Raw genomic sequence first — 18,115 nt, 5'->3', positions numbered from 1 at the left:
GGGTGGGTGTGCTCCGCGGACGGGCCCGAGGTGGCGGGTCCTGATCCGGACACACATTCTCACCATCCTGTCGAATGTTCGGCAAAGCGGCAATGCCGCCGCTCCGGGCGGCCGGGGCCGGGGGTTCGGATGCGCCAGCCGGCGCCCCGTGAGCCACCGACCGCCGCGCCCTACTCGGATGCCAGTTCGAACCAGGTGACCTTGCCGTCCCCGCGCAGCCGCACGCCCCAGCCGTCGGCGAGGGCCTCGACCAGCACCAGCCCGCGACCCGAGGTCTCGGTGTCGGCCGCCCGGCGCGGCCGTGGCAGCCGGCCGCCGTGGTCGCCGACCTCGACCCGCAGCCGACGGCCCGCACCGCTGCGCAAGCCCCCATCCGGCCCCTCGACCTCGGGCGGGGAGTCGAGGAGGACGGCATCGAGCACCGCGCCCGAGCCGGTGTGCTGCAGCGCGTTGGCGAGCAGCTCGGAGGCGAGTAGCTCGGCGGTGTCGGCGAGCTCCGGAACGCCCCAGCGGGCGAGCGCCGCCCGCAGCTCGGCGCGCAGCGGGGCGATCCCCGCCAGCTCGGCCGGGCCCAGGGCGGCGTGCAGACGGCGCTCCGCATCCGGCGGGACGGCCCGTGAACCGCCCCGCGAGCCATCCCGCAAGCCGTCTCGTGAGCCGTCCCGCGGACCGTCCCGTTCATGGTCCCGCGAGGTGTCCCGTGGCGTTTCTTCCGACGCCTCCCGCTGACTCTCCATCAGTTCCGCCCCCAAGTACGCCCCCGCCCGCTCTCCCTATCGTGAGTCCCGTTCACGGCGAGCCGCAACGGGGCGCGAGGCATCAGCCGGGGTGAACGGGGGCTCGGGGGGCGCCGAGTGATCCGGTCCGAGGTTTGGGGCGTCGATGTTATTGACACTCTGTCAGCTTGATTCGGGCAGCCGTGCGCCCATCCCGCTCCCGCCGCGACCTGCCACGCCACCGTCCGGCTACCGACCCCCGCCGCCGACCGTGCGGCCGAATGGCACCCGCACCGCCCACACCACCCCCCACCCCGACGCGCAGAACCGCGCAAGCCGGGCAAGGCTGGACACGGCGACCCGATGCGGGTTCAATGGCCACCAGCTGTTTGAACGCCGTTCTAACTTCCTCATCCCGACCCCGACCCGCCCCCCGGCGACCGCGAGCGAGGCACCGTGCGACTGACACCCACCGAACGGGACCGGCTGCTGATCTTCACAGCCGCCGAGCTGGCCCGGGCGCGGCGCGCCCGTGGCTGCCTGCTGAACGTGCCCGAGGCGACCGCGCTGATCGCGGACACCGTCTGCGAGGCGGCCCGGGACGGCCGCCGGCTCGCCGAGGCGATCGAGGCCGGCCGCACCGTGCTGAGCGCCGCCGACGTGCTGCCCGGCGTGCCGGACGTCGTCACGGTGATCCAGGTGGAGGCCGTCTTCGACGACGGCACCCGGCTCGCCGTCGTCAACGACCCCTTCCAGGGCGCCGGTTCACTCGGCGAGGACGGCCCGGGGGCGGCGCTGCCCGGCGCGGGCGCCGGCTACGACCCGATCGAGGAGAGCGTGGTCCTGCCGGTGCACAACACCTCGCAGGTGCCGATCTCGGTCACCTCGCACTATCACTTCTTCGAGGTCAACCCGCGGCTCGCGTTCGACCGCTCGGCTGCCTACGGCACCCGCCTCGCCGTCCCGGCCGGCTCCTCGGTGCGCTTCGACCCCGGCGCGACCGTCGAGGTCGGCCTGGTGCCGATCGCCGGAGCACGCGTCGCGATCGGCTTCGCCGGCCTGGTGGACGGCCCGCTCGACGCACCCGGCGCCCGCGAGGCCGCGCTGGAGAAGGCCCGCGCGACCGGTTACCTGATCAACTTCGACGACACGGAGGTGGAGTCATGAGCGAGCGGAGCGAGCAATTGAGCAGAGTCGCCATGCGGGCTTGGTCCGCCGAGCGAAGCGAGGGCGGGGCATGACCGCTATTTCTCCGCACGACTACATCTCGGTGCACGGCCCGCGCACCGGTGACCGGATCCGGCTCGGCGACTCCGGACTCATCATCCGCGTCGAAGCCGACTCCCAGGCCCCCGGCGAGGAGTTCCTGGCCGGCTTCGGCAAAACCGCCCGCGACGGCCTCCACCTCAAAGCCGCCACCGTCCGCGACACCTGCGACGTCGTCATCAGCAACGTCCTGATCATCGACGCCATCCAGGGCATCATCAAAACCTCCATCGGCCTCATCGCCGGCCGCATCGCCGCCATCGGCCGCGCCGGCAACCCCGACACCATGGACAACGTGGACGTCGTCGTCGGCACCGGCACCACCATCGTCTCCGGCGAAGGCCTCATCGCCACCGCCGGCGCCATCGACACCCACGTCCACCTCCTCTCCCCCCGCATCATGGAAGCCTCCCTCGCCTCCGGCGTCACCACCATCATCGGCCAGGAATTCGGACCCGTCTGGGGCGTCGGCGTCAACTCCCCCTGGGCCCTACGCCACGCCTTCAACGCCTTCGACGCCTGGCCCGTCAACATCGGCTTCCTCGCCCGCGGCTCCTCCTCCCACCCCGGCCCCCTCGTCGAAGCCCTCGCCGAAGGCGGCGCCAGCGGCTTCAAAGTCCACGAAGACATGGGCGCCCACACCCGCGCCCTCGACACCGCCCTACGCGTCGCCGAAGAACACGACGTCCAAGTCGCCCTCCACACCGACGGGTTGAATGAGTGCCTCTCCGTCGAGGACACCATCTCCGTCCTCGAAGGCCGCACCATCCACGCCTTCCACATCGAAGGCTGCGGCGGCGGACACGTCCCCAACGTCCTCAAAATGGCCGGCGTCGCCAACGTCATCGGCTCCTCCACCAACCCCACCCTCCCCTTCGGCCGCGACGCCCTGGCCGAAGCCGCGGGCATGATCGTCTCCGCCCACGACCTCAAGCTCGACCTCCCCGGCGACGCCGCCATGGCCCGCGACCGGATCCGCGCGGGCACCATGGGCGCGGAGGGCGTGCTGCACGACCTGGGCATGATCGGCATCACCTCCTCCGACGCCCAGGGCATGGGCCGCGCCGGTGAGACCGTGCGCCGCACCTTCGCCATGGCCGGCAAGATGAAGGCCGAACTCGGCCCCCTCGACGGCGACGGCTCCTACGGCACCCGCGAAAGCGGCGACGACAACGAACGTGTCCTGCGCTACATCGCCAAACTCACCATCAACCCCGCCATCGCCCACGGCCTCGCCCACGAAATCGGCTCCATCGAAACCGGCAAACTCGCCGACATCGTCCTGTGGCGCCCCGACCACTTCGGCGCCAAACCCCAACTGGTACTGAAGAGCGGCTTCCCCGCCTACGGCGTCACCGGCGACCCCAACGCCTCCACCGACCGCCACCGACCGCTGCGAACCCCTCGTCCTCGGCCCCCAGTTCGGCGCCCACGGCGCCACCGCCGCCGACATCTCCGTCGCCTTCGTCGCCCGAGCCGCCGTCCACAACGGCGACCAACTCCCCACCCGCCGCCGCCGCGTAGCCGTCCAAGGCACCCGCGGCATCGGCCCCCGCGACATGATCCGCAACGCCCGCACCGGCCACGTCAACGTCAACGCCGACAACGGACTCGTCTCCCTCGACGGCAACCCGCTGCGCTCCGAGCCGTCCGAGAGCGTCTCGCTCAGCCGCCTCTACTTCCTCTGATCTGCGCTGACTTCCTCTGATCTGCCCTGACTCTCAATTCACTTCTCCACATAGGACTTGGCCTCATGACCACTCCCGCCTCGCTCGGCTACTCGATGCCCGCCGAATGGCACCCGCACGAGCGCACCTGGATGGCCTTCCCGACCGAGAACCAGACCTTCGACTCCCCCGAGGGCCTGCACGCCGCCCGGCTCGCCTGGGCGCAGGTGGCCAACACCATCGTGCGCTACGAGCCGGTCACGCTGGTCGTCAACATCGGCGAGACCAAGGCCGCCCGGGAGTACGTGGCGGAGCAGGTCGAGATCGTCGAACGCCCGCTGGACGACGCCTGGATGCGCGACATCGGCCCGAGCTTCCTGATCGACGGGCAGGGCACGCTCGCCGCCGCCGACTGGATCTTCAACGGCTGGGGTGCGCAGTCCTGGGCCAGCTGGGAGAACGACCAGCACATCGCCGAGCACATCGCCGAGCTCACCGACGTCCAGCGCTTCGCCTCCCGCCTGATCAACGAGGGCGGCGGCATCCACGTGGACGGCGACGGCACGGTGCTGGTCACCGAGACCGTCCAGCTCGGCGAGGGCCGCAACGCGGACTGGACGAAGGAGGAGGTCGAGGCCGAGCTGCACGCCTACCTCGGCACCACCAAGGCGATCTGGCTGCCGCGCGGACTGACCCGCGACTACGACGAGTTCGGCACCCGCGGCCACATCGACATCGTCGCCTCCTTCGTCCGCCCGGGCGTCGTCCTCGCCCACGTCCAGCCCGACCCGGCGCACCCGGACCACGCCGTCTGCCAGGACCTGGTCGCCACCCTGCGCGCCGCCACCGACGCCAAGGGCCGCCGGCTGGAGGTCATCGAGGTCCCGGCCCCCACCGTGCTGCACGACGAGGACGGCGAGCCGGTCGACTTCTCCTACATCAACCACTACGTGGCGAACGGCGCCGTGATCCTCTGCGCCTTCGACGACCCGCGCGACCAGCAGGCCGCCGCCATCCTCGCGGACGCCTTCCCGGGCCGCACGGTCGAACTGGTGGACGCCCGCGAGATCTTCGCGAACGGCGGCGGCATCCACTGCATCACGCAGCAGCAGCCGCGGGTCTGAGGTCTCGGCGCCCGAGTGCGCACTACGTGCCCGGGTCGGTCGGCGGGTTCGGATTCCCGCCGGCCCCCGGGCCGACTCGGCTCCTGACGCCATCTCAGCGATGGTGGGGGGATCGGCACTTCATGGATCATCACGTATCACGACGGGGAGGGACGGCTAGTCTGTCAGTGAGGCAGGGGAGGCAGGGGAGGCCGCGGTGCTGACAATTCTGACGCTTCCGGGCCGGGTGTGAGCAACCGTGCCCATCGGCTTCCTCATCTCCATCGCGGTGCTGGCCCTGTGCACGTTCGCCGCCCTCCGGCCCCCCATGCCGCGGCATTCGAGCCCGTCGAACCTCTGGTTCTGGCTCGGGCATCTCCTCAACGAGCAACCGTTCCTCGGCCTCGCCCTGCTGGCCGTCAGCGCCTTTCCGACGCTGACGACCCGGGTCGGTACGCCGACCTGGTGGCTCGCGGCCGCACTCACCGCCGTACCGGCCTGCGGCATGGCCGCTCTCGCGGTCCGCACCCGCTCGGCGCGAGGCGTCCTGGAGACGGCTCTGGCGGCCGACCCGGGCATCCCGATGCCGCCCAGCCGGCTGCCCCTCCTCCGGATCCTGCTGCTGCCACTGGTCTCGTGGCGGCCCGGCGTCCGCAGGCTCCGAAATCGCCGGTACGGCGACGCCCGGGCCCAGCGCCTCGACGTCTACGTCCCCCGCAGCCGACCGCACGGCGCCCCCGTCCTGCTGTACCTGCACGGTGGCGGGTTCACGATGGGCAGCAAGCTCCTCGGCGCGCGACCGCTCCTCTACCGCCTGGCCAAGCACGGCTGGGTCTGCGCCAGCGCGAACTACCGGCTGCGCACCACCTACACCGACTCGCTCACCGACGCGAGGCAGGCGATCGCCTGGCTGCGCGACCACGCCGACGAACTCGGCGCCGATCCCTCACGTCTGGTCGTCGCCGGAGGATCGGCCGGCGCCCACCTGGCCGCGACCGTCGCGCTGACCGACGACTCGGTCTCGGGCGCGATCGGACTGTACGGCTACTACGGACCGGCCGGCCAAGACACTTCGGGCGCCCCGGCCACCCCGCACGCCCATCTCCACGCCGATGCACCACCGTTCCTGATCGTGCACGGCACCCTGGACACCCTGGTGCTGGCTGAGGACGCCCGCCGCTTCGCGGAGGAACTCGGCCACGCGTCCAGCGCACCGGTCGCCTTCGCCGAACTACCCGGCACTCAGCACAACTTCGACTTCTTCCATTCGCTCCGGTTCGGTGCCGTCGCCGACGCCGTCGAGAGCTTCGCGGTCTGGGCCACCCGCCGCTGACCCGACAGGCCGGGCGTCACCGAACCAGCGTCTCGGTCTCAGCGGGACTGTCTTCGGTGGCCCTTCAGGAGGACGCCAGGACATGGCGGTCGCGGCTCGCGCCGAAGGCCGCGACGGTCTGCGCGACGAGCACGACGAGCAGCACAGCGACCGGCAGCGACCAGCCCCCGCTCGCGGAGTGCAGCAGGCCGAGACCGAGCGGGCCGAGGCAGGCGATGAGGTAGCCGATCCCCTGGGCCATCGTCGAGAGCCGGCCGGTGTGGTGCGCGTCGGGCGAGCGGGCCACGATGTAACCGAGGGCGAGACCGATGGCGAGGCCCTGACCCAGTCCGAGGGCGGTCATCCAGAGGTAGGCGCCCGACACGGGGGACGTGAGCAGGCCGACGAAGCCGGTGGCGCACAGCAGGGCGGCCGCCAGCGGCGAGACGAAGGCCGGGCGCAGCCGCTGCTGCAGCCAGGGGGCCGCGAAGGAGGCGGCCATGCCGGGGAAGCTGGAGAAGGAGAGCATCCATCCGGCCTGGCTGTCGCTCATGCCGTGGTCCTGCAGAAGCGTCGGCAGCCAGGAGAGGATCGCGTAGTAGCCGAGGGACTGCAGACCCATGTACAGGGTCACCGCCCAGGCGGTTCGGTCGCGCCACAGCGCCCTGAGAGTGGGTGCGGCGGTATCGGCCCCTCCTTGCTTCACCGGCTCCCGTCGCTTCGCCGGATCCTGTTGCTTCGCCGGCTCCTGTCGCCGGCGGTTCGGGGAACGCCGGTCCGGCACGAGCAGTTCGGGTAGCCAGGCGAGAGCGGCGACGAGGGACGGGAATGCCCACAGCGCGAGCACCTGCCGCCAGCCCCAGCCGGTGGCCGACTCCAGCGGGACGACCACGCCCGCGGCGAGCGCGGCTCCGCCGGACAGGGCCAGGGAGTAGCAGCCGAGCATCAGCCCGGCACGGCCTGCGAAGTCGTGCTTGATGAGCTGCGGCATGAGGACGTTGCCGACCGCGATCGCCGCACCGGCGATCAGGGTGCCGCCGAACAGGGCGAGCACTCCCGGGACCGAGCGCAGCACGATGCCGCCGGTCAGCGCGAGCAGCGCGTACCACAGCAGGTGGTGGGGTCCGAAGCGGCGGGTGAGCCGGGGCGCGAGGAACGCGAACGCCCCGAAGCAGACGACCGGCACCGTCGAGAGGGCTCCGCCGCCGAACGATGAGAGGTGTTCGTCGTGCTCGACCTCCGTGAGTAGGGGGGACAGGGACGCGACGGCGATGCGCAGGTTCAGCGCGGCCAGGCTGAACGCGAAGGCGGCTCGTACCGTGCGCGCCCCGGCCAGCCCGGGAGGGGACGGCTGCCGGGACGCTGACGGGTGGGCTGCTGGGGCCTGATGGGTCACTGGGCTGTTCATGCCGTCCACTCTCGGGCGGAGCCGGGGCGGCGGGCCACCGATAGGATGCCAACCTATGAGGGAAACCCGCCACCTTGACCCTGCGGAGCGCGGCCGCCTCGTCCTGGCGCACGGGCAGCGGCTGCCCATCCACGCCCACGACCGCGGTCACCTGGTCTATCCGGCCACCGGCGTGCTGTCCGTGACCACCGCCAGGGGCACGTGGATCGCTCCGCCGACCCGGGTGGCGTGGACTCCCGCGGCCTTCGAGCACCACCACACCGCGCACGGCAACGCGGACATGCGGATTCTGTTCCTGTCCGACGCACTCGCCGCCCGGCTGCCCGCGCATCCCGCCGTACTCACCGTCTCCGGGCTTGCCCGCGAAGCCCTGCTCGCCCTCACGGCCGAGGCGGCGGACGCCGGCGGGCGAGCGCCGGAGGCGATCGACCGGCTGCACGCGGTCGTCGTCGACGAGCTCACCGCGGCGCCCGAGCAGCCGCTGCACCTGCCCGAGCCGGCCGACGACCGGCTCCGGGCGCTGACCGGCATCCTCTACGCCGACCCTGCCAATCAGCAGACCCTCGCCGAGCTCGGCGCGCGCGTCGGGGCGAGTGAACGTACGCTCAGCCGGCTCTTCGGGCAGGAACTCCGGATGAGTTTCCATCAGTGGCGCACTCAGCTCCGCATCCACCACGCGCTCACCCGGCTCGCCGCGGGGAAGTCCGTCACCGAAACCGCTCTCGCCTGCGGCTGGGCCAATCCGACGACCTTCATCGAGGCTTTCGCCGCACTCGTCGGCGAGACCCCCGGCCGCTATCGCAACCGCCAACTCCCTGCCGAGGGGTGCTAGTTGTAGTCAGCAGTCAGTAGTCAGTTGCCGGTCTCAGTGGAGATCCACCGGAGGTACTCGCTGCTGCCGTGCGTGATGTCGGCGGCGATGATCTCCGGCGTGTCGTAGGTGTGGACAGCCTTGATGACCTGCTCCAGCTCGGAGAAGCGGTTGGCGGGCAGCTTGTAGAGCACGCGCCACTCCTCGTCGTTCTGCACCGCGCCGTCCCACCAGTACACCGACCGGATCGGGCCGTCGATCTGGGCGCAGGCCGCGACCCTGGCGCTCACGCCGGCGCGTGCGAGCGCCTCGGCGCGCTCCGCGCTGTCGGTGGTGGTCAGGACGGTGATGAAGTCGGCCATGATTTCTCCCCTTGGGTAACCCCTGACTGAGAGCGTACCGATCGCACCGCGGACGCTCCGGGGACCGACGTGAAGCAGAGAGCGGGCGCTACCTGCCCGGGGCGGCCGGCGGGTTCGGATTCCCGCCCGGGGGCGGCGGGTTCCGCGGGCCGGGCGGCGGCGGGGGCACTCCGGGGAGTTTCGTCGGACTGCTCGACGGTTCCTTCTGCGGCATGGCGGCGTCCCCTTCCGTGTCCTCCGATTCTGTCTCCTCCGGCTCCTCCGGCTCCGTCTCGTCCGGCAGCTCCAGGGCGGCCGGGGCCGGCGGGGCTGCGGACGGACGGCCCGTGCGGGTCGGCCCTCGGCTGCCCCGCCGGCCCCCGGGCCAACTCGGCCCCTGGGCTCCGACTTGCGGTGTGTGGCTCATGCGTCGTGCCTTCCTGGTCGCATCCACTCTGCTCCGCCGGGTGCACCAATGTCACGGATCACCCCAGCGCCATCACGTACACGCCGTCACGAAAGTGCGTGAAACCCTGCCGCTCCCACGCCGGGCGAAGCCGCGCCACAGCCTCCTCGTCCGGCCGCCGCACCTCGGGGTCGTCGGACTCGTAGCTGCACACCTCGCCCGGCCCGTGCTTCGGGTGGATCGGAGCCGGGTAGCACACGGCCACGCTCCCCGGGCCGCCGGCCAGACGGCGCAACGCGGTGACGGCGAGGCGCATGCCGACCCCGCGACCACGCCACTCCTCCTCGACCTCGACGGACTCCAGGAGAAGGAGCATCGCGGGCTCGATGCCGACAGCCTCCCGAAGGCCGGGAACGACTGTGCCGTCCTCGGCGAAGACGACCCCGGGGATGCGGTCCAGCATCCCCGGGTCAGCGGCGAACGCGAGGTACGGGTTCGGGTGCCGGCCCGGGATCACGCGGCTGACGACCGCCGTGCCGAAGACCGGCCCATCCGGCAGGTAGAACCGCGCGGTCCAGCGATCAGCGCGCCCGGCGAAGTCCTCGTCGGCGAACTGCCACGCCTTGTAGTCGATGACTGGCTCGTCCATGGGTGACACCTCCGTGACGGGCTGGGCCTCCGTTCGTCGGAGGCCCAGCGGTGTCTTACTTCTGGTCAGGCTGGGGCTGAGGCTGGGGCTCCGGCGCGGGGTTGCCCCGGTGCTTCGGCGGGGCCTTGTGGTCGCCCTTGTGCTTCATCTCGGTCGTGGCGCTCATGGCTGGTGCCTCCTACTCGGCGAGGGTGGTGGTGACGGGGGCGTCGCCGTCCGGCGGCGGCATCGGGCCGCCGCCCGGGGGCCTGTTGGGGCCCGGGGTCGGCATCGTCATACTGATGACTCCTCACGCTGAGGCGAACCGGCCACCGGTTGGTGGCCGGGCCGTTCGGTGTTGCGGGTCCCGCCCCGGCCGGTCGAGCTGTCCAGGTCCGCCGACCGGGGTGGGAGTTCGTGGGCCCGCGCCGCCCGCCGGAGCGGCGCGGGAGTCTGGTTGCCCTACTGGGCACGGTGTCCTCGGTTCGACGGAGTGGCCGTCACCGCGCGTCCCCCGAAGCCTCCGGCCCCGCCAGCGCGTACCGGGCGCTGCTGGCGGTCCAGTCGGACAGCGCCCGCCGGAACTGATCGAGGCCGAGCGCGAACCGGCTGGTGTCCAAGGCCAGTTCGTCGCTCCTCTCGGGCGCCGGCTCGGCGCCGAAACCGCTGCGGACCGCGGTGTACAGCCACCAGAACCGCTTCTCCTCTGCGGCCAGCAGCTCCTTCACCCTCTCCCGAGCCTCAGCAGCGGACAGCCCCTCGTCGGCGCTCAGGGCGGCCACGGCGTTGAAGGTGTCGGCGCCGGCTCCGTCCGCAAGGTCGTTCGCGAGGATCCCGACGGTGGAGAACGCGCGCAGCAGGGACCGCACCATGGGGTCGCGCCAGTCCGGCGTGATGCACTGCTCGGCCAGTTCCGTCCAGCACGCGGCCAGCAGCATCCCGCCGTCCGCCGGCCGCAGGGTCAGGTACTCGCGCAGCGTGGGCGTGCACTGCGGCTGGAGGTACCGCGTGAGCTTCGTGTGGGCGGCGTCGATCCACCCCTCCAGCTGCCGCTGATAGCGGTCCCACCAGAAGCCAGGCATCGCCACCCGCGACTCGCAGACCAGATCCGCCAGGGCCTGCACGAGGGGGTGATCACCGGGCCACACCCGGCCACCCGGCTCGGCGGCTTCGAGGAGCCGCGTGGTGAACCGGCTGATGACACCCGGCGTCGCACAGCGCAGCTCGTCGTCGAACGCGTCGTCCGCCAGCCAGGTCCACAGCGCCCACCGGGTCGCGAGATCCAGCGGTGCGCCAGCTGCCCCCGGCCACGCCTTCAGGCACAGCGAGACGTAGCCGTGCGCGAGGTAGGCGGCCGGGTCGGGGTGGAGCCCGTACTCAGTCAGCCACGTGGCGGCGGCCACGTACAGGTCGGTGTGCCGAGCATCCGTCACCTCCATCGGGCCACCTCGCCAACGTGCTCGGCGCAGGCGACGACGGCCCATGCAAGCCCGCCCACCGTGCGGTGCCCAGCCGGCACCAGCGGGGGCGCCGGCGAGCCGCAGGACAAACACGCGAGCTCGTGCAGCTGGTCGTACGTCAGGGGTGCATCCGAGTGCGGCAGCCCGGCGGCGGGCTGCGGCACGGACACCGCAAGATCTGCCATGCCGAAGACGGTAGGTGACTGCTTCACCACGTGACGTTGATGTTTCTCGGTGCTTCTCGAAGCGCGGCTGGCGCTTCCCGGGGTTTCTCAGATCACTCCGAGCACGTGCCGCGCCCGGCCAATCAGCCGCGCGGCCTCCGCGCCGTCGACGGCCGCCTGCTCGTACATTTCCCACGCCCGGACGTACAGAGCGACGTCCGCCGCCGAATCCAGCCACATGGCCGCGTTGATCGTCTCCACCGTCACGTGCGTCTCGTCGTGGATCCAGAACCCGTGCCGTAGCGACAGGGGAAGTCGAGCGGCGAACGGGATCACCCGCAACTGGACCGTGTCCATCCCGATCAGGCCCATCAGTCGGTCGAGCTGACCGCGCAGTGCCTCCCGCTCGCAAATCTGGGCATGCAGCGCCCCCTCCCACAGGATGAACTGGAACAGCCGGCCGCGTTCGTACAGCAGTTCCTGACGGCGCATCCGCTCCCGCACCGCGTCGTCGGTATCCCGCCGTGTCTGGTGTAACAAGGCCCCGCTAGCCAGGACTGCCCGGGCGTACTCCGGGGTCTGGAGTATCCCGGGGATGACGGTCGGCTCGTACGCTCGGACGAGGCCCGCCGCGCGCTCCTCAGCGGCGGCCTCCCGTTGGGTGGCCTCATGCCCGGTGGCCAGCCGACGGCGCCAGGACCGGTACTGCGTCTCCAGGCCGCGCAGGTCTGCACGCAGGGAATCCGCCGCCGCAGGCCGGCCGGTGTGTTCCGCCCAGGCGACCAAGTCGGCCTCGCTCGCGGTCTGCCGACCGGTCTCCAGCTTGCTGATCTTCGAGTGCGGCCAGCCAGCCGCTGCAGCCAGAGCACGGCCCGAGAGGCCGGCCTCGTCGCGCAGCACCCGCAGGCGCGCGCCGAGGGCCTCTCGGGCCCGTTGGTAGTCGGTGCTCACGCAGCCGACGGTACCGCCTTGGCGAACTCCTCGCGGGGGACCGCGAAATGCCAGGCCGCATCCCGAATCTGGCAGGCCAGCAGGATCGCCGCCAGGTCCTCGACCAACTCGGCGCCGAGATACTCGTCGGCCTGGTCGAAGTGCATCTCCAGCAGGACGCGGCTGTCGAACAGCCAGAAGTCGCGGCCAGGGAGTGCCAGCTCCTTCGCCTTCACGCGCGGCAGGTGCCGGATGTCCTCCCCAGCCTCCACGTTGGCCCAGCCGACTGCGAGGAGGTATGCCTGGCCGGCGCCGAGCGGATCGTCAGCGATCCGCACCCGTTCGACTCGCTTCCCCGCCGCAACCTGCGCGCGGATGTTCTGACACCACGGCCGGTTCGGGTCGGCCTTCGGGTCCTCTCCGCGTGCCCACCGCGTATACCCAGGGGATGCCAGGTCGGAGGCGTAGCTGGCGCGGCTCTCCAACCGCCAGGCGGTGTGCTGGAAGCCGTCTCCGAAGAGGTGGTCGAACTGCTCGTCGGTGATGAACTTGGGCACGCGGTCTACTCCTTGGGAGCGTACTGGGTCAGGAGTTCACGGGGCACCACCACGAAGCTCTCGCCAGGCAGCACGTCCCGCAGCTGGGTGAGCGCTTCCGGGTCCGTGAGCGTGTAGCCCTGGACGACGATGTCACCGGTCGGGGTCTCGTACAGCGTGGGGCATTTGCCGTCATCGGAGCTGGTGCCGAGGAACTTGAGCTGCATGGTGCTCTCCCTCTCTGCTGGGTGGGCACCAGGATGCCCCGACAGCCCGCCACTTGAGGCCAGAACGGCGGGAAAGCCACCTGAACGGTCAGTCGAGAATGTGAGCGCCATTGGATTCGTGCACCACCAGCCCCACGATCACCACAACGCCCAACTCCCCCGCGAGCAAACGGCTGCCGCTCGCAACGCGGTTAAGCAGATCGATGTAACACTCCCAGTTCCCTTGCAGCCGCCCTACGCTGAGCACCTCAGACCTGGTCGAGAGCGGAGCAGCATGTCGTCGGTGTGGAAGAACCTGGGTGAGCACACCGTCTACGAGAACCAGTGGCTGCGGGTCAACCTCGCCGACGTCGAGCTTCCGGACGGCCGCCACCTCGACCATTACGTCCTACGGCAGCGGCCTGTCGCACTCGCAACCGCCGTCAACGAGCGGAACGAGGCGCTGCTGATCTGGCGGCACCGGTTCATCACCGATAGCTGGGGCTGGGAGCTCGCGGCCGGCGTGGTCGAGGACGGCGAGCAGATTGAGGACGCGGCGGCGCGCGAGATGCTTGAGGAGACGGGCTGGCGCCCGGGTAGGCTTCGCCACCTCCTCACCGTCGAGCCGTCCAAGGGCCTCACCGACGGCCGCCATCACGTCTACTGGGCGCAGACAGCCGAGTACGTCGGTTGCCCCGAGGACGACTTCGAATCTGAGCGGCGCGCATGGGTGCCGCTCGCGCAGGTACCAGAGTTGGTGGCCAACGGTGAGATTCGCAGCTCGAACGCAGTGTCCGCGCTGCTCCTGCTGCACCATCTCCACCACGCCTGACATCCCGCCTCAACATTCCTCGTGCGGGACGGAACGATCAGCGACCGCCTCGAACGCCGTTGCGCACAGTTTGCTGACCTCGGGCTCCCGAATCAGCTCGTGGTCGATGAACTTGGACGGCATGTTCGATCGGTTCCTGGAGCACGTCGGCTAACTGTGGGGCAGTGCACTGAACATCCGGGATCTGGAGGCGCAATATGCCTAGGCGTGACTACGAGGATGACCCGAACGCTCCCAAACCGAACAGTCTCGTGCCTGCGGCAAGCGTGGTAGTGGTCGGCAACGATGGCCGCGTGCTGCTTCAGCGCCGCACCGACAACGGCATGTGGGCGCTGCCCGGCGGCAAGATGGAGCTGGGCGAGTCGCTCGGCGAGTGCGGCATCCGGGAGACGCTTGAGGAGACCGGCATCCGCATCGAGATCACCGGGATCGTGGGGACCTATACCAACCCCGGGCACGTCTTCGCGTACGACGACGGCGAGGTGCGGCAGGAGTTCAGCATCTGCTTGCTCGGCCGACCGCTCGGCGGCGAACTCCGGGTGTCGGACGAGTCCCACGAGGTCGCCTGGTTCACACCGGAGGAGACCGACCAGCTTTCGATGGTGCCGAGCATCCGGAAGCGGTTGACCGACTGGCGAAGTGGCCGCATGCCGGCCGTCCGCTGAGCCCGATCCGGTTTCTCATAGGGGCGCGGCATGCCGACTGATCGCGTGCTCTACCTGCTGGGCTCCGCCGTTCCGCCCGTCTCCGGCCCAGGTCTCGCCGTGCTTGCTGAACGGCGGAGTACTGCGACGTCATGAAGGCTTGGTTCCCATCACGCAGGTCGGTACTCCGAGTGCGGAACAGCCCGATCCCACACCGTCTCGAAGGCGGCCGAGCAGAGCTTCACCGTCTCTTGGTCCTCTGTCAGCTCCGGTGCCGTCGGCTCGCCGTTCCCATCGAAGTGGTTGACAAGCAGCAAGCGGTCATCGAACAGCCAGAAGTCATTCCCTGGCAGGGGCACATCGGTTGCCCTCCGTCGCGGCAACCACCTGACGTCCTCGCCGGCCGTGATGTTGAGGCTGTCAGTGACGTCGTACTCGAAGCGCACATAGTCGCTGACCGGCTCTGAGATGATGCGGGCCCGGCGGACAACGACCCCTCGGCTGATTACCTCGGCGAGCAGGGCGCCCCACTCCGGCCAGCGCGCGATGGGATCCACGCGGTGGCCGCCCTGCCAGTCGATGAACGCAGGATCCGACCGCATGTACCCATCACGCATCTCCAGGTGTACGGCGGATCGCTCACAGTGCCGCAACAGGTCGTCAAACCTGTTCGGGTCCAGCGCCACCGCTCACCTCCGGAAAGAACTGCATCATGCGCTTGGGCCACTCGATGACGGTCTCGTGGTCGGGGATGTCCATCTGCGCGAGTCGCTTCGAGTCCGTAACCTTCCACGACTGGACCAGATAGGTATCGGCCTCATCGTCGTAGTAGAGGGTCCGCGAGTTGTTGACCGGCAACTCCGGGTCCTTGCCCAGCTTGTGCAGTGCCATCGTGGCCTCCACGGTCGGGGGTTGGCGATCTCTGTGGCCAGGCTTCCACGCTGAGCAACTGCGCCGCCAGAAGTTTGCGGAAACTTGCGCGCATTCCGGTTCGACGACGACATGATCGTGACCCCGAGGGAGGACACCATGCCCGATCACGATGAGAACAGCCCGTACTCAAATGCTGACCCTGGCATCACGGCTGAGGATGCAGACACTGCCGGCGACGGCGTCGAGGACGAAGATCCGGACAACCCGAACAGGTAAATAGCACCAGGCTCTCCTTGGGAAGCAGTCCGTGCTATCCGGCTCCCCTGTCGCGATCTCGGCCTCCACGAACACAAGAAGTCGCCAAGGCCGACGTCACGGTCAGCCCCACAGAATTCGTCAGCGGTGTCGGCCGAAGCCGGGCGGGCCCGCTCATGGGCTGACCTGCCTGATCCGGTTCTCATAGGGGCGCGGCATGCTGACTGATCGAGTGCTGCACCTGCTGGGCTTCGCCGCGCCACCCGTCCTGGACCTGCCGCCGGTCATCGAACAGGCCTAGGCCGACGGCTGGGAGGTCTGTCTCGGCCTGACCCCGACAGCCGCCGACTGGCTGGCCGACAGTATCGGCGACCTTGAGCGGCTCACCGGGCACCCGGTCCGGAGCCGCCATCGGCGCCCCGGTGAGGTCGCCCCTGGCCACCCGCGACCATAGCGTTCAACACGCTGAATTCCTGGGCGCTCGGGCTGACCGGGACATGGCTCGTCGGCTTTGCCGCAGAGGCGATCGGCAAGGGGATCCCACTGGTCACCCTCCCGTGCGTGAATGCGGCGCTCGCCGGGCACCCGCAGTTCGGGCGGAGCATCGCGACGCTGCGCGGCGCCGGCGTTCATGTCCTCCTGGGCGACGACGGCTTCGTGCCCAATCAGCCCGGGCAGGGGCAGCCGGAGGGGTATCCATGGCCGGCGGCACTGGCCGCAGCGCGTGAGGCGGCACGTGCGGTCTGATCTCGCGTCACTTTTATATCCCCCCTAAAATCGGGTCAACGGTCCGGCCTAGACCAGTTCTTCATACCGGCGAGGCCAAAAGATCGGCCAACTCGCCCAGCGAGCCGACGCTCCAGTCCGCTGACGGGGCACTCGTGGTGAGGCCGATCGGGCCGCGGCGAATGTGCGCAGCGCGCAGGCCCGCCGCCTGCGCCGGGGCGACATCGTTGGCAGGGTGGTCGCCTACGTAGACGATTTCACCTGGTCGGGCTGACGCCCAGTCGATGACCTGCTGTAAGAACCGGGGGCTCGGCTTGGCCACACCCCACTCCGTAGACGTGGCGATGCCGTCTACGGGGAGCGCGAGCCGGCGCAGGCATTCACCGGCGCGAAGGTTCTGGTTGCCGGCCACACCAACCCAGATCCCGCTGTCCTTCAGCTGTTGGAGGGCCGGGCGAACGTCGGGGTACAGGTCGGTGTCGTCAAGGTGCTCGTCGTGGCCAGCGGCACGGCGCTTCTCCCACTCAGCGGGGACGTCGCAATCAGGGCGCACCAGTCGGATCGCCTCGGCGTTGTCCAGGCCTCGTGCCAGCACCGCACCGACCAGGGCCGACATCGTGTGCTGGGGAACGCCGAGCCAGGTAGCCCAGTCACGCCAGTAGCGAGTGTCGGAGGTGAGGGTTTCGCCGACATCGAAAACCACAGCCTTGATCACCATGGCGGCAGCCCAACGGAGGCTTGCCATACAGCTAATCGAGCACGTGAGCGGTACTGGACTCGTGCACCACCAGCCCCACGATCACCACGACGCCCAACTCGCCGACCCAGTCCACAGCGCCCACCGGGTCGTCAGATCCAGCGGTGCGCCGGCCGCCCCTGCCACGCCTTCAGGCACAGCGAGATGTACCCGTTTGCGAGATAGGCGGCCGGGTCGGGGTGAAGACCGTACTCAGTCAGCCACGTGGCGGCGGCCACGTACAGGTCGGCGTGTCGAGCGTCCGTCACCTCCATCGAGCCAGCTCCACGGCGTGCTCACAGCAAGCTTTCACGGCCCACACCAGGTGGTTCTGGGTGCGGTAGCTGGCCACCACCCGCGGCAGCCCGGCAGTGGGCTACGGCATGCCAGCTCTCGGCGAGGGCCGCGCGGGCCTCTTGGAACTCGGTACTCACACGGGGAACGGTACCTGCCCGGCGAATTCCCGCGTTGGCACAGCGAAGTGCCAAGCGGCGTCCCGCGCTTGGCAGGCGGCAAGAACCTGGGCCGCGTCCGTGATCAGTTCGACTCCGAGAGTGGTGTCCAGTTGATCGAAGTGGAAGCGCACAAGGACCCTGGAGTCGAACAACCAGAAGTCGAAGTCGGGCAGGCCGAGCGCCTGGGCATCATCGCGCCAGAGGTTCCGGATGTCCTCGCCAGCCGCGACGTTTCCCATGCCGCTTGCGAGGAGGAACCGCTGGCCGTCGGTCGGCGGCTTGTCGAGTAGGCGCACGCGTTCGAACCTTTTGCCCGCCGCAACCTGAGTGCGGACATTCTCGCGCCACCAGTTCTCCGGCTCGACGGTGATGTCTTCGCCCGCCAGCCAGCGTTGCCACTTCGGGCTCTTCCGGTCCGAGGCGTACCCGGTGCGCGTCTCCAGGCGCCAGGCAGTGTGTTCGAAGTCCCTGAAGAAGTGGCTGACCTGCTTGAAGGGGATAACGTCAGGCATCATCTACACCTTTGATGCGCATCGAACGAGCAGCTCGCGAGGAATCACAACGAAGGCCTCCGATTTTTCATGCGCTCTCCCGCTCTGCTGGCTGGGCAACCAGGATGCCCCGTTGGCCCGCCACTTGA

At 69.9% G+C, this 18,115-nt stretch carries 21 protein-coding genes and 1 pseudogene; 8 read left to right on the top strand and 14 right to left on the bottom strand.

Features of this window, described 5'->3' with window-relative positions:
- Positions 1-170: 170 nt before the first annotated feature.
- On the bottom strand, positions 171-644 hold the full coding sequence (locus AC060L_RS17685) for an ATP-binding protein (protein WP_483799724.1): 474 nt from the start codon (positions 642-644) through the stop codon (positions 171-173).
- A 528-nt stretch (positions 645-1,172) separates the two neighbouring features.
- Between AC060L_RS17685 and ureA the strand changes: the two genes are divergently transcribed.
- The 4 genes and pseudogenes from ureA to AC060L_RS17665 all read left to right on the top strand — a co-directional run bounded on the left by ureA (position 1,173) and on the right by AC060L_RS17665 (position 6,085).
- Positions 1,173-1,883 (top strand): urease subunit gamma, encoded by a 711-nt coding sequence (ureA, locus tag AC060L_RS17680; protein WP_483799723.1) that lies wholly within the window; start codon positions 1,173-1,175, stop codon positions 1,881-1,883.
- A 70-nt stretch (positions 1,884-1,953) separates the two neighbouring features.
- Positions 1,954-3,670: pseudogene (locus AC060L_RS17675) on the top strand (urease subunit alpha).
- 65 nt (positions 3,671-3,735) lie between these two features.
- Complete coding sequence (locus tag AC060L_RS17670; RefSeq protein ID WP_483799722.1) at positions 3,736-4,773, top strand: agmatine deiminase family protein; 1,038 nt, start codon at positions 3,736-3,738, stop codon at positions 4,771-4,773.
- A 238-nt stretch (positions 4,774-5,011) separates the two neighbouring features.
- Positions 5,012-6,085 (top strand): alpha/beta hydrolase, encoded by a 1,074-nt coding sequence (locus tag AC060L_RS17665; protein ID WP_483799721.1) that lies wholly within the window; start codon positions 5,012-5,014, stop codon positions 6,083-6,085.
- A gap of 64 nt (positions 6,086-6,149) precedes the next feature.
- On the opposite strand, the gene AC060L_RS17660 is transcribed toward AC060L_RS17665, so the two are convergent.
- Entirely contained in the window at positions 6,150-7,472 is a 1,323-nt protein-coding gene (locus AC060L_RS17660; protein WP_483799720.1) for a CynX/NimT family MFS transporter, read from the bottom strand.
- Between the two features lie 55 nt (positions 7,473-7,527).
- Here AC060L_RS17660 and AC060L_RS17655 point away from each other — a divergent pair, with 55 nt between their 5' ends.
- Complete coding sequence (locus tag AC060L_RS17655; RefSeq protein ID WP_483799719.1) at positions 7,528-8,304, top strand: AraC family transcriptional regulator; 777 nt, start codon at positions 7,528-7,530, stop codon at positions 8,302-8,304.
- Positions 8,305-8,324: 20 nt separating this feature from the next.
- Here AC060L_RS17655 and cutA read toward each other — a convergent pair whose 3' ends face one another.
- The 7 genes from cutA to AC060L_RS17620 all read right to left on the bottom strand — a co-directional run bounded on the left by cutA (position 8,325) and on the right by AC060L_RS17620 (position 12,975).
- Positions 8,325-8,645, bottom strand: coding sequence for a divalent-cation tolerance protein CutA (gene cutA / locus AC060L_RS17650; RefSeq protein ID WP_483799718.1), 321 nt, complete (start codon positions 8,643-8,645; stop codon positions 8,325-8,327).
- A gap of 464 nt (positions 8,646-9,109) precedes the next feature.
- Complete coding sequence (locus AC060L_RS17645; protein WP_483799717.1) at positions 9,110-9,679, bottom strand: hypothetical protein; 570 nt, start codon at positions 9,677-9,679, stop codon at positions 9,110-9,112.
- A gap of 479 nt (positions 9,680-10,158) precedes the next feature.
- Entirely contained in the window at positions 10,159-11,097 is a 939-nt protein-coding gene (locus AC060L_RS17640) for a terpene synthase family protein (RefSeq protein WP_483799716.1), read from the bottom strand.
- Positions 11,088-11,303 (bottom strand): hypothetical protein, encoded by a 216-nt coding sequence (locus AC060L_RS17635; protein ID WP_483799715.1) that lies wholly within the window; start codon positions 11,301-11,303, stop codon positions 11,088-11,090. The genes AC060L_RS17640 and AC060L_RS17635 overlap by 10 nt, the downstream gene beginning before the upstream one ends.
- An 87-nt stretch (positions 11,304-11,390) precedes the next feature.
- Positions 11,391-12,233 (bottom strand): helix-turn-helix domain-containing protein, encoded by an 843-nt coding sequence (locus AC060L_RS17630; RefSeq protein ID WP_483799714.1) that lies wholly within the window; start codon positions 12,231-12,233, stop codon positions 11,391-11,393.
- A complete protein-coding gene (locus AC060L_RS17625) occupies positions 12,230-12,769 on the bottom strand; it encodes a DUF6879 family protein (protein WP_483799713.1) in 540 nt (179 codons plus the stop codon). Before AC060L_RS17625 ends, AC060L_RS17630 begins: the two co-directional genes overlap by 4 nt.
- Positions 12,770-12,774: 5 nt before the next feature.
- On the bottom strand, positions 12,775-12,975 hold the full coding sequence (locus AC060L_RS17620; RefSeq protein ID WP_483799712.1) for a hypothetical protein: 201 nt from the start codon (positions 12,973-12,975) through the stop codon (positions 12,775-12,777).
- Positions 12,976-13,258: 283 nt separating this feature from the next.
- Between AC060L_RS17620 and AC060L_RS17615 the strand changes: the two genes are divergently transcribed.
- Positions 13,259-13,786, top strand: coding sequence for an NUDIX hydrolase (locus AC060L_RS17615; protein ID WP_483799711.1), 528 nt, complete (start codon positions 13,259-13,261; stop codon positions 13,784-13,786).
- Between the two features lie 197 nt (positions 13,787-13,983).
- Positions 13,984-14,451 (top strand): NUDIX hydrolase, encoded by a 468-nt coding sequence (locus AC060L_RS17610; RefSeq protein ID WP_483799710.1) that lies wholly within the window; start codon positions 13,984-13,986, stop codon positions 14,449-14,451.
- A 149-nt stretch (positions 14,452-14,600) separates the two neighbouring features.
- Here the strand turns inward: AC060L_RS17610 and AC060L_RS17605 are convergent, their stop codons facing one another.
- Together AC060L_RS17605 and AC060L_RS17600 are read right to left on the bottom strand one after the other, a co-directional pair.
- Complete coding sequence (locus tag AC060L_RS17605; protein WP_483799709.1) at positions 14,601-15,116, bottom strand: DUF6879 family protein; 516 nt, start codon at positions 15,114-15,116, stop codon at positions 14,601-14,603.
- Positions 15,091-15,321: a hypothetical protein gene (locus tag AC060L_RS17600; protein ID WP_483799708.1), complete on the bottom strand. Its 231-nt coding sequence runs from the start codon at positions 15,319-15,321 to the stop codon at positions 15,091-15,093. Before AC060L_RS17600 ends, AC060L_RS17605 begins: the two co-directional genes overlap by 26 nt.
- Before the next feature lie 798 nt (positions 15,322-16,119).
- Between AC060L_RS17600 and AC060L_RS17595 the strand changes: the two genes are divergently transcribed.
- On the top strand, positions 16,120-16,305 hold the full coding sequence (locus tag AC060L_RS17595) for a hypothetical protein (RefSeq protein WP_483799707.1): 186 nt from the start codon (positions 16,120-16,122) through the stop codon (positions 16,303-16,305).
- 61 nt (positions 16,306-16,366) lie between these two features.
- Here the strand turns inward: AC060L_RS17595 and AC060L_RS17590 are convergent, their stop codons facing one another.
- The 3 genes from AC060L_RS17590 to AC060L_RS17580 all read right to left on the bottom strand — a co-directional run bounded on the left by AC060L_RS17590 (position 16,367) and on the right by AC060L_RS17580 (position 17,987).
- Positions 16,367-17,002 (bottom strand): HAD family hydrolase, encoded by a 636-nt coding sequence (locus AC060L_RS17590; protein WP_483799706.1) that lies wholly within the window; start codon positions 17,000-17,002, stop codon positions 16,367-16,369.
- 131 nt (positions 17,003-17,133) lie between these two features.
- Positions 17,134-17,295 carry a hypothetical protein gene (locus AC060L_RS17585; RefSeq protein WP_483799705.1) on the bottom strand — a complete coding sequence of 54 codons (162 nt, stop codon included), beginning with the start codon at positions 17,293-17,295 and terminating at the stop codon, positions 17,134-17,136.
- A gap of 155 nt (positions 17,296-17,450) precedes the next feature.
- Positions 17,451-17,987: a DUF6879 family protein gene (locus AC060L_RS17580; protein WP_483799704.1), complete on the bottom strand. Its 537-nt coding sequence runs from the start codon at positions 17,985-17,987 to the stop codon at positions 17,451-17,453.
- Positions 17,988-18,115 lie beyond the last annotated feature (128 nt).

The sequence above is a fragment of the Kitasatospora sp. NEAU-69 genome (assembly GCF_057158765.1).
The sequence above is the reverse complement of the archived record's forward strand: the minus strand, read 5'-3'. Positions and strand labels throughout refer to the sequence as shown.

What these genes read in the sequence shown, in the direction of transcription:
- AC060L_RS17670 (WP_483799722.1), top strand. Translation starts at nt 3,736, where the DNA reads ATGACCACTCCCGCCTCGCTCGGCTACTCGATGCCCGCCGAATGGCAC.
- AC060L_RS17660 (WP_483799720.1), bottom strand. Translation starts at nt 7,472, where the DNA reads ATGAACAGCCCAGTGACCCATCAGGCCCCAGCAGCCCACCCGTCAGCG.
- AC060L_RS17655 (WP_483799719.1), top strand. Translation starts at nt 7,528, where the DNA reads ATGAGGGAAACCCGCCACCTTGACCCTGCGGAGCGCGGCCGCCTCGTC.
- cutA (WP_483799718.1), bottom strand. Translation starts at nt 8,645, where the DNA reads ATGGCCGACTTCATCACCGTCCTGACCACCACCGACAGCGCGGAGCGC.
- AC060L_RS17645 (WP_483799717.1), bottom strand. Translation starts at nt 9,679, where the DNA reads ATGGACGAGCCAGTCATCGACTACAAGGCGTGGCAGTTCGCCGACGAG.
- AC060L_RS17640 (WP_483799716.1), bottom strand. Translation starts at nt 11,097, where the DNA reads ATGGAGGTGACGGATGCTCGGCACACCGACCTGTACGTGGCCGCCGCC.
- AC060L_RS17635 (WP_483799715.1), bottom strand. Translation starts at nt 11,303, where the DNA reads ATGGCAGATCTTGCGGTGTCCGTGCCGCAGCCCGCCGCCGGGCTGCCG.
- AC060L_RS17620 (WP_483799712.1), bottom strand. Translation starts at nt 12,975, where the DNA reads ATGCAGCTCAAGTTCCTCGGCACCAGCTCCGATGACGGCAAATGCCCC.
- AC060L_RS17610 (WP_483799710.1), top strand. Translation starts at nt 13,984, where the DNA reads ATGCCTAGGCGTGACTACGAGGATGACCCGAACGCTCCCAAACCGAAC.
- AC060L_RS17600 (WP_483799708.1), bottom strand. Translation starts at nt 15,321, where the DNA reads ATGGCACTGCACAAGCTGGGCAAGGACCCGGAGTTGCCGGTCAACAAC.
- AC060L_RS17590 (WP_483799706.1), bottom strand. Translation starts at nt 17,002, where the DNA reads ATGGTGATCAAGGCTGTGGTTTTCGATGTCGGCGAAACCCTCACCTCC.
- AC060L_RS17585 (WP_483799705.1), bottom strand. Translation starts at nt 17,295, where the DNA reads ATGGAGGTGACGGACGCTCGACACGCCGACCTGTACGTGGCCGCCGCC.
- AC060L_RS17580 (WP_483799704.1), bottom strand. Translation starts at nt 17,987, where the DNA reads ATGCCTGACGTTATCCCCTTCAAGCAGGTCAGCCACTTCTTCAGGGAC.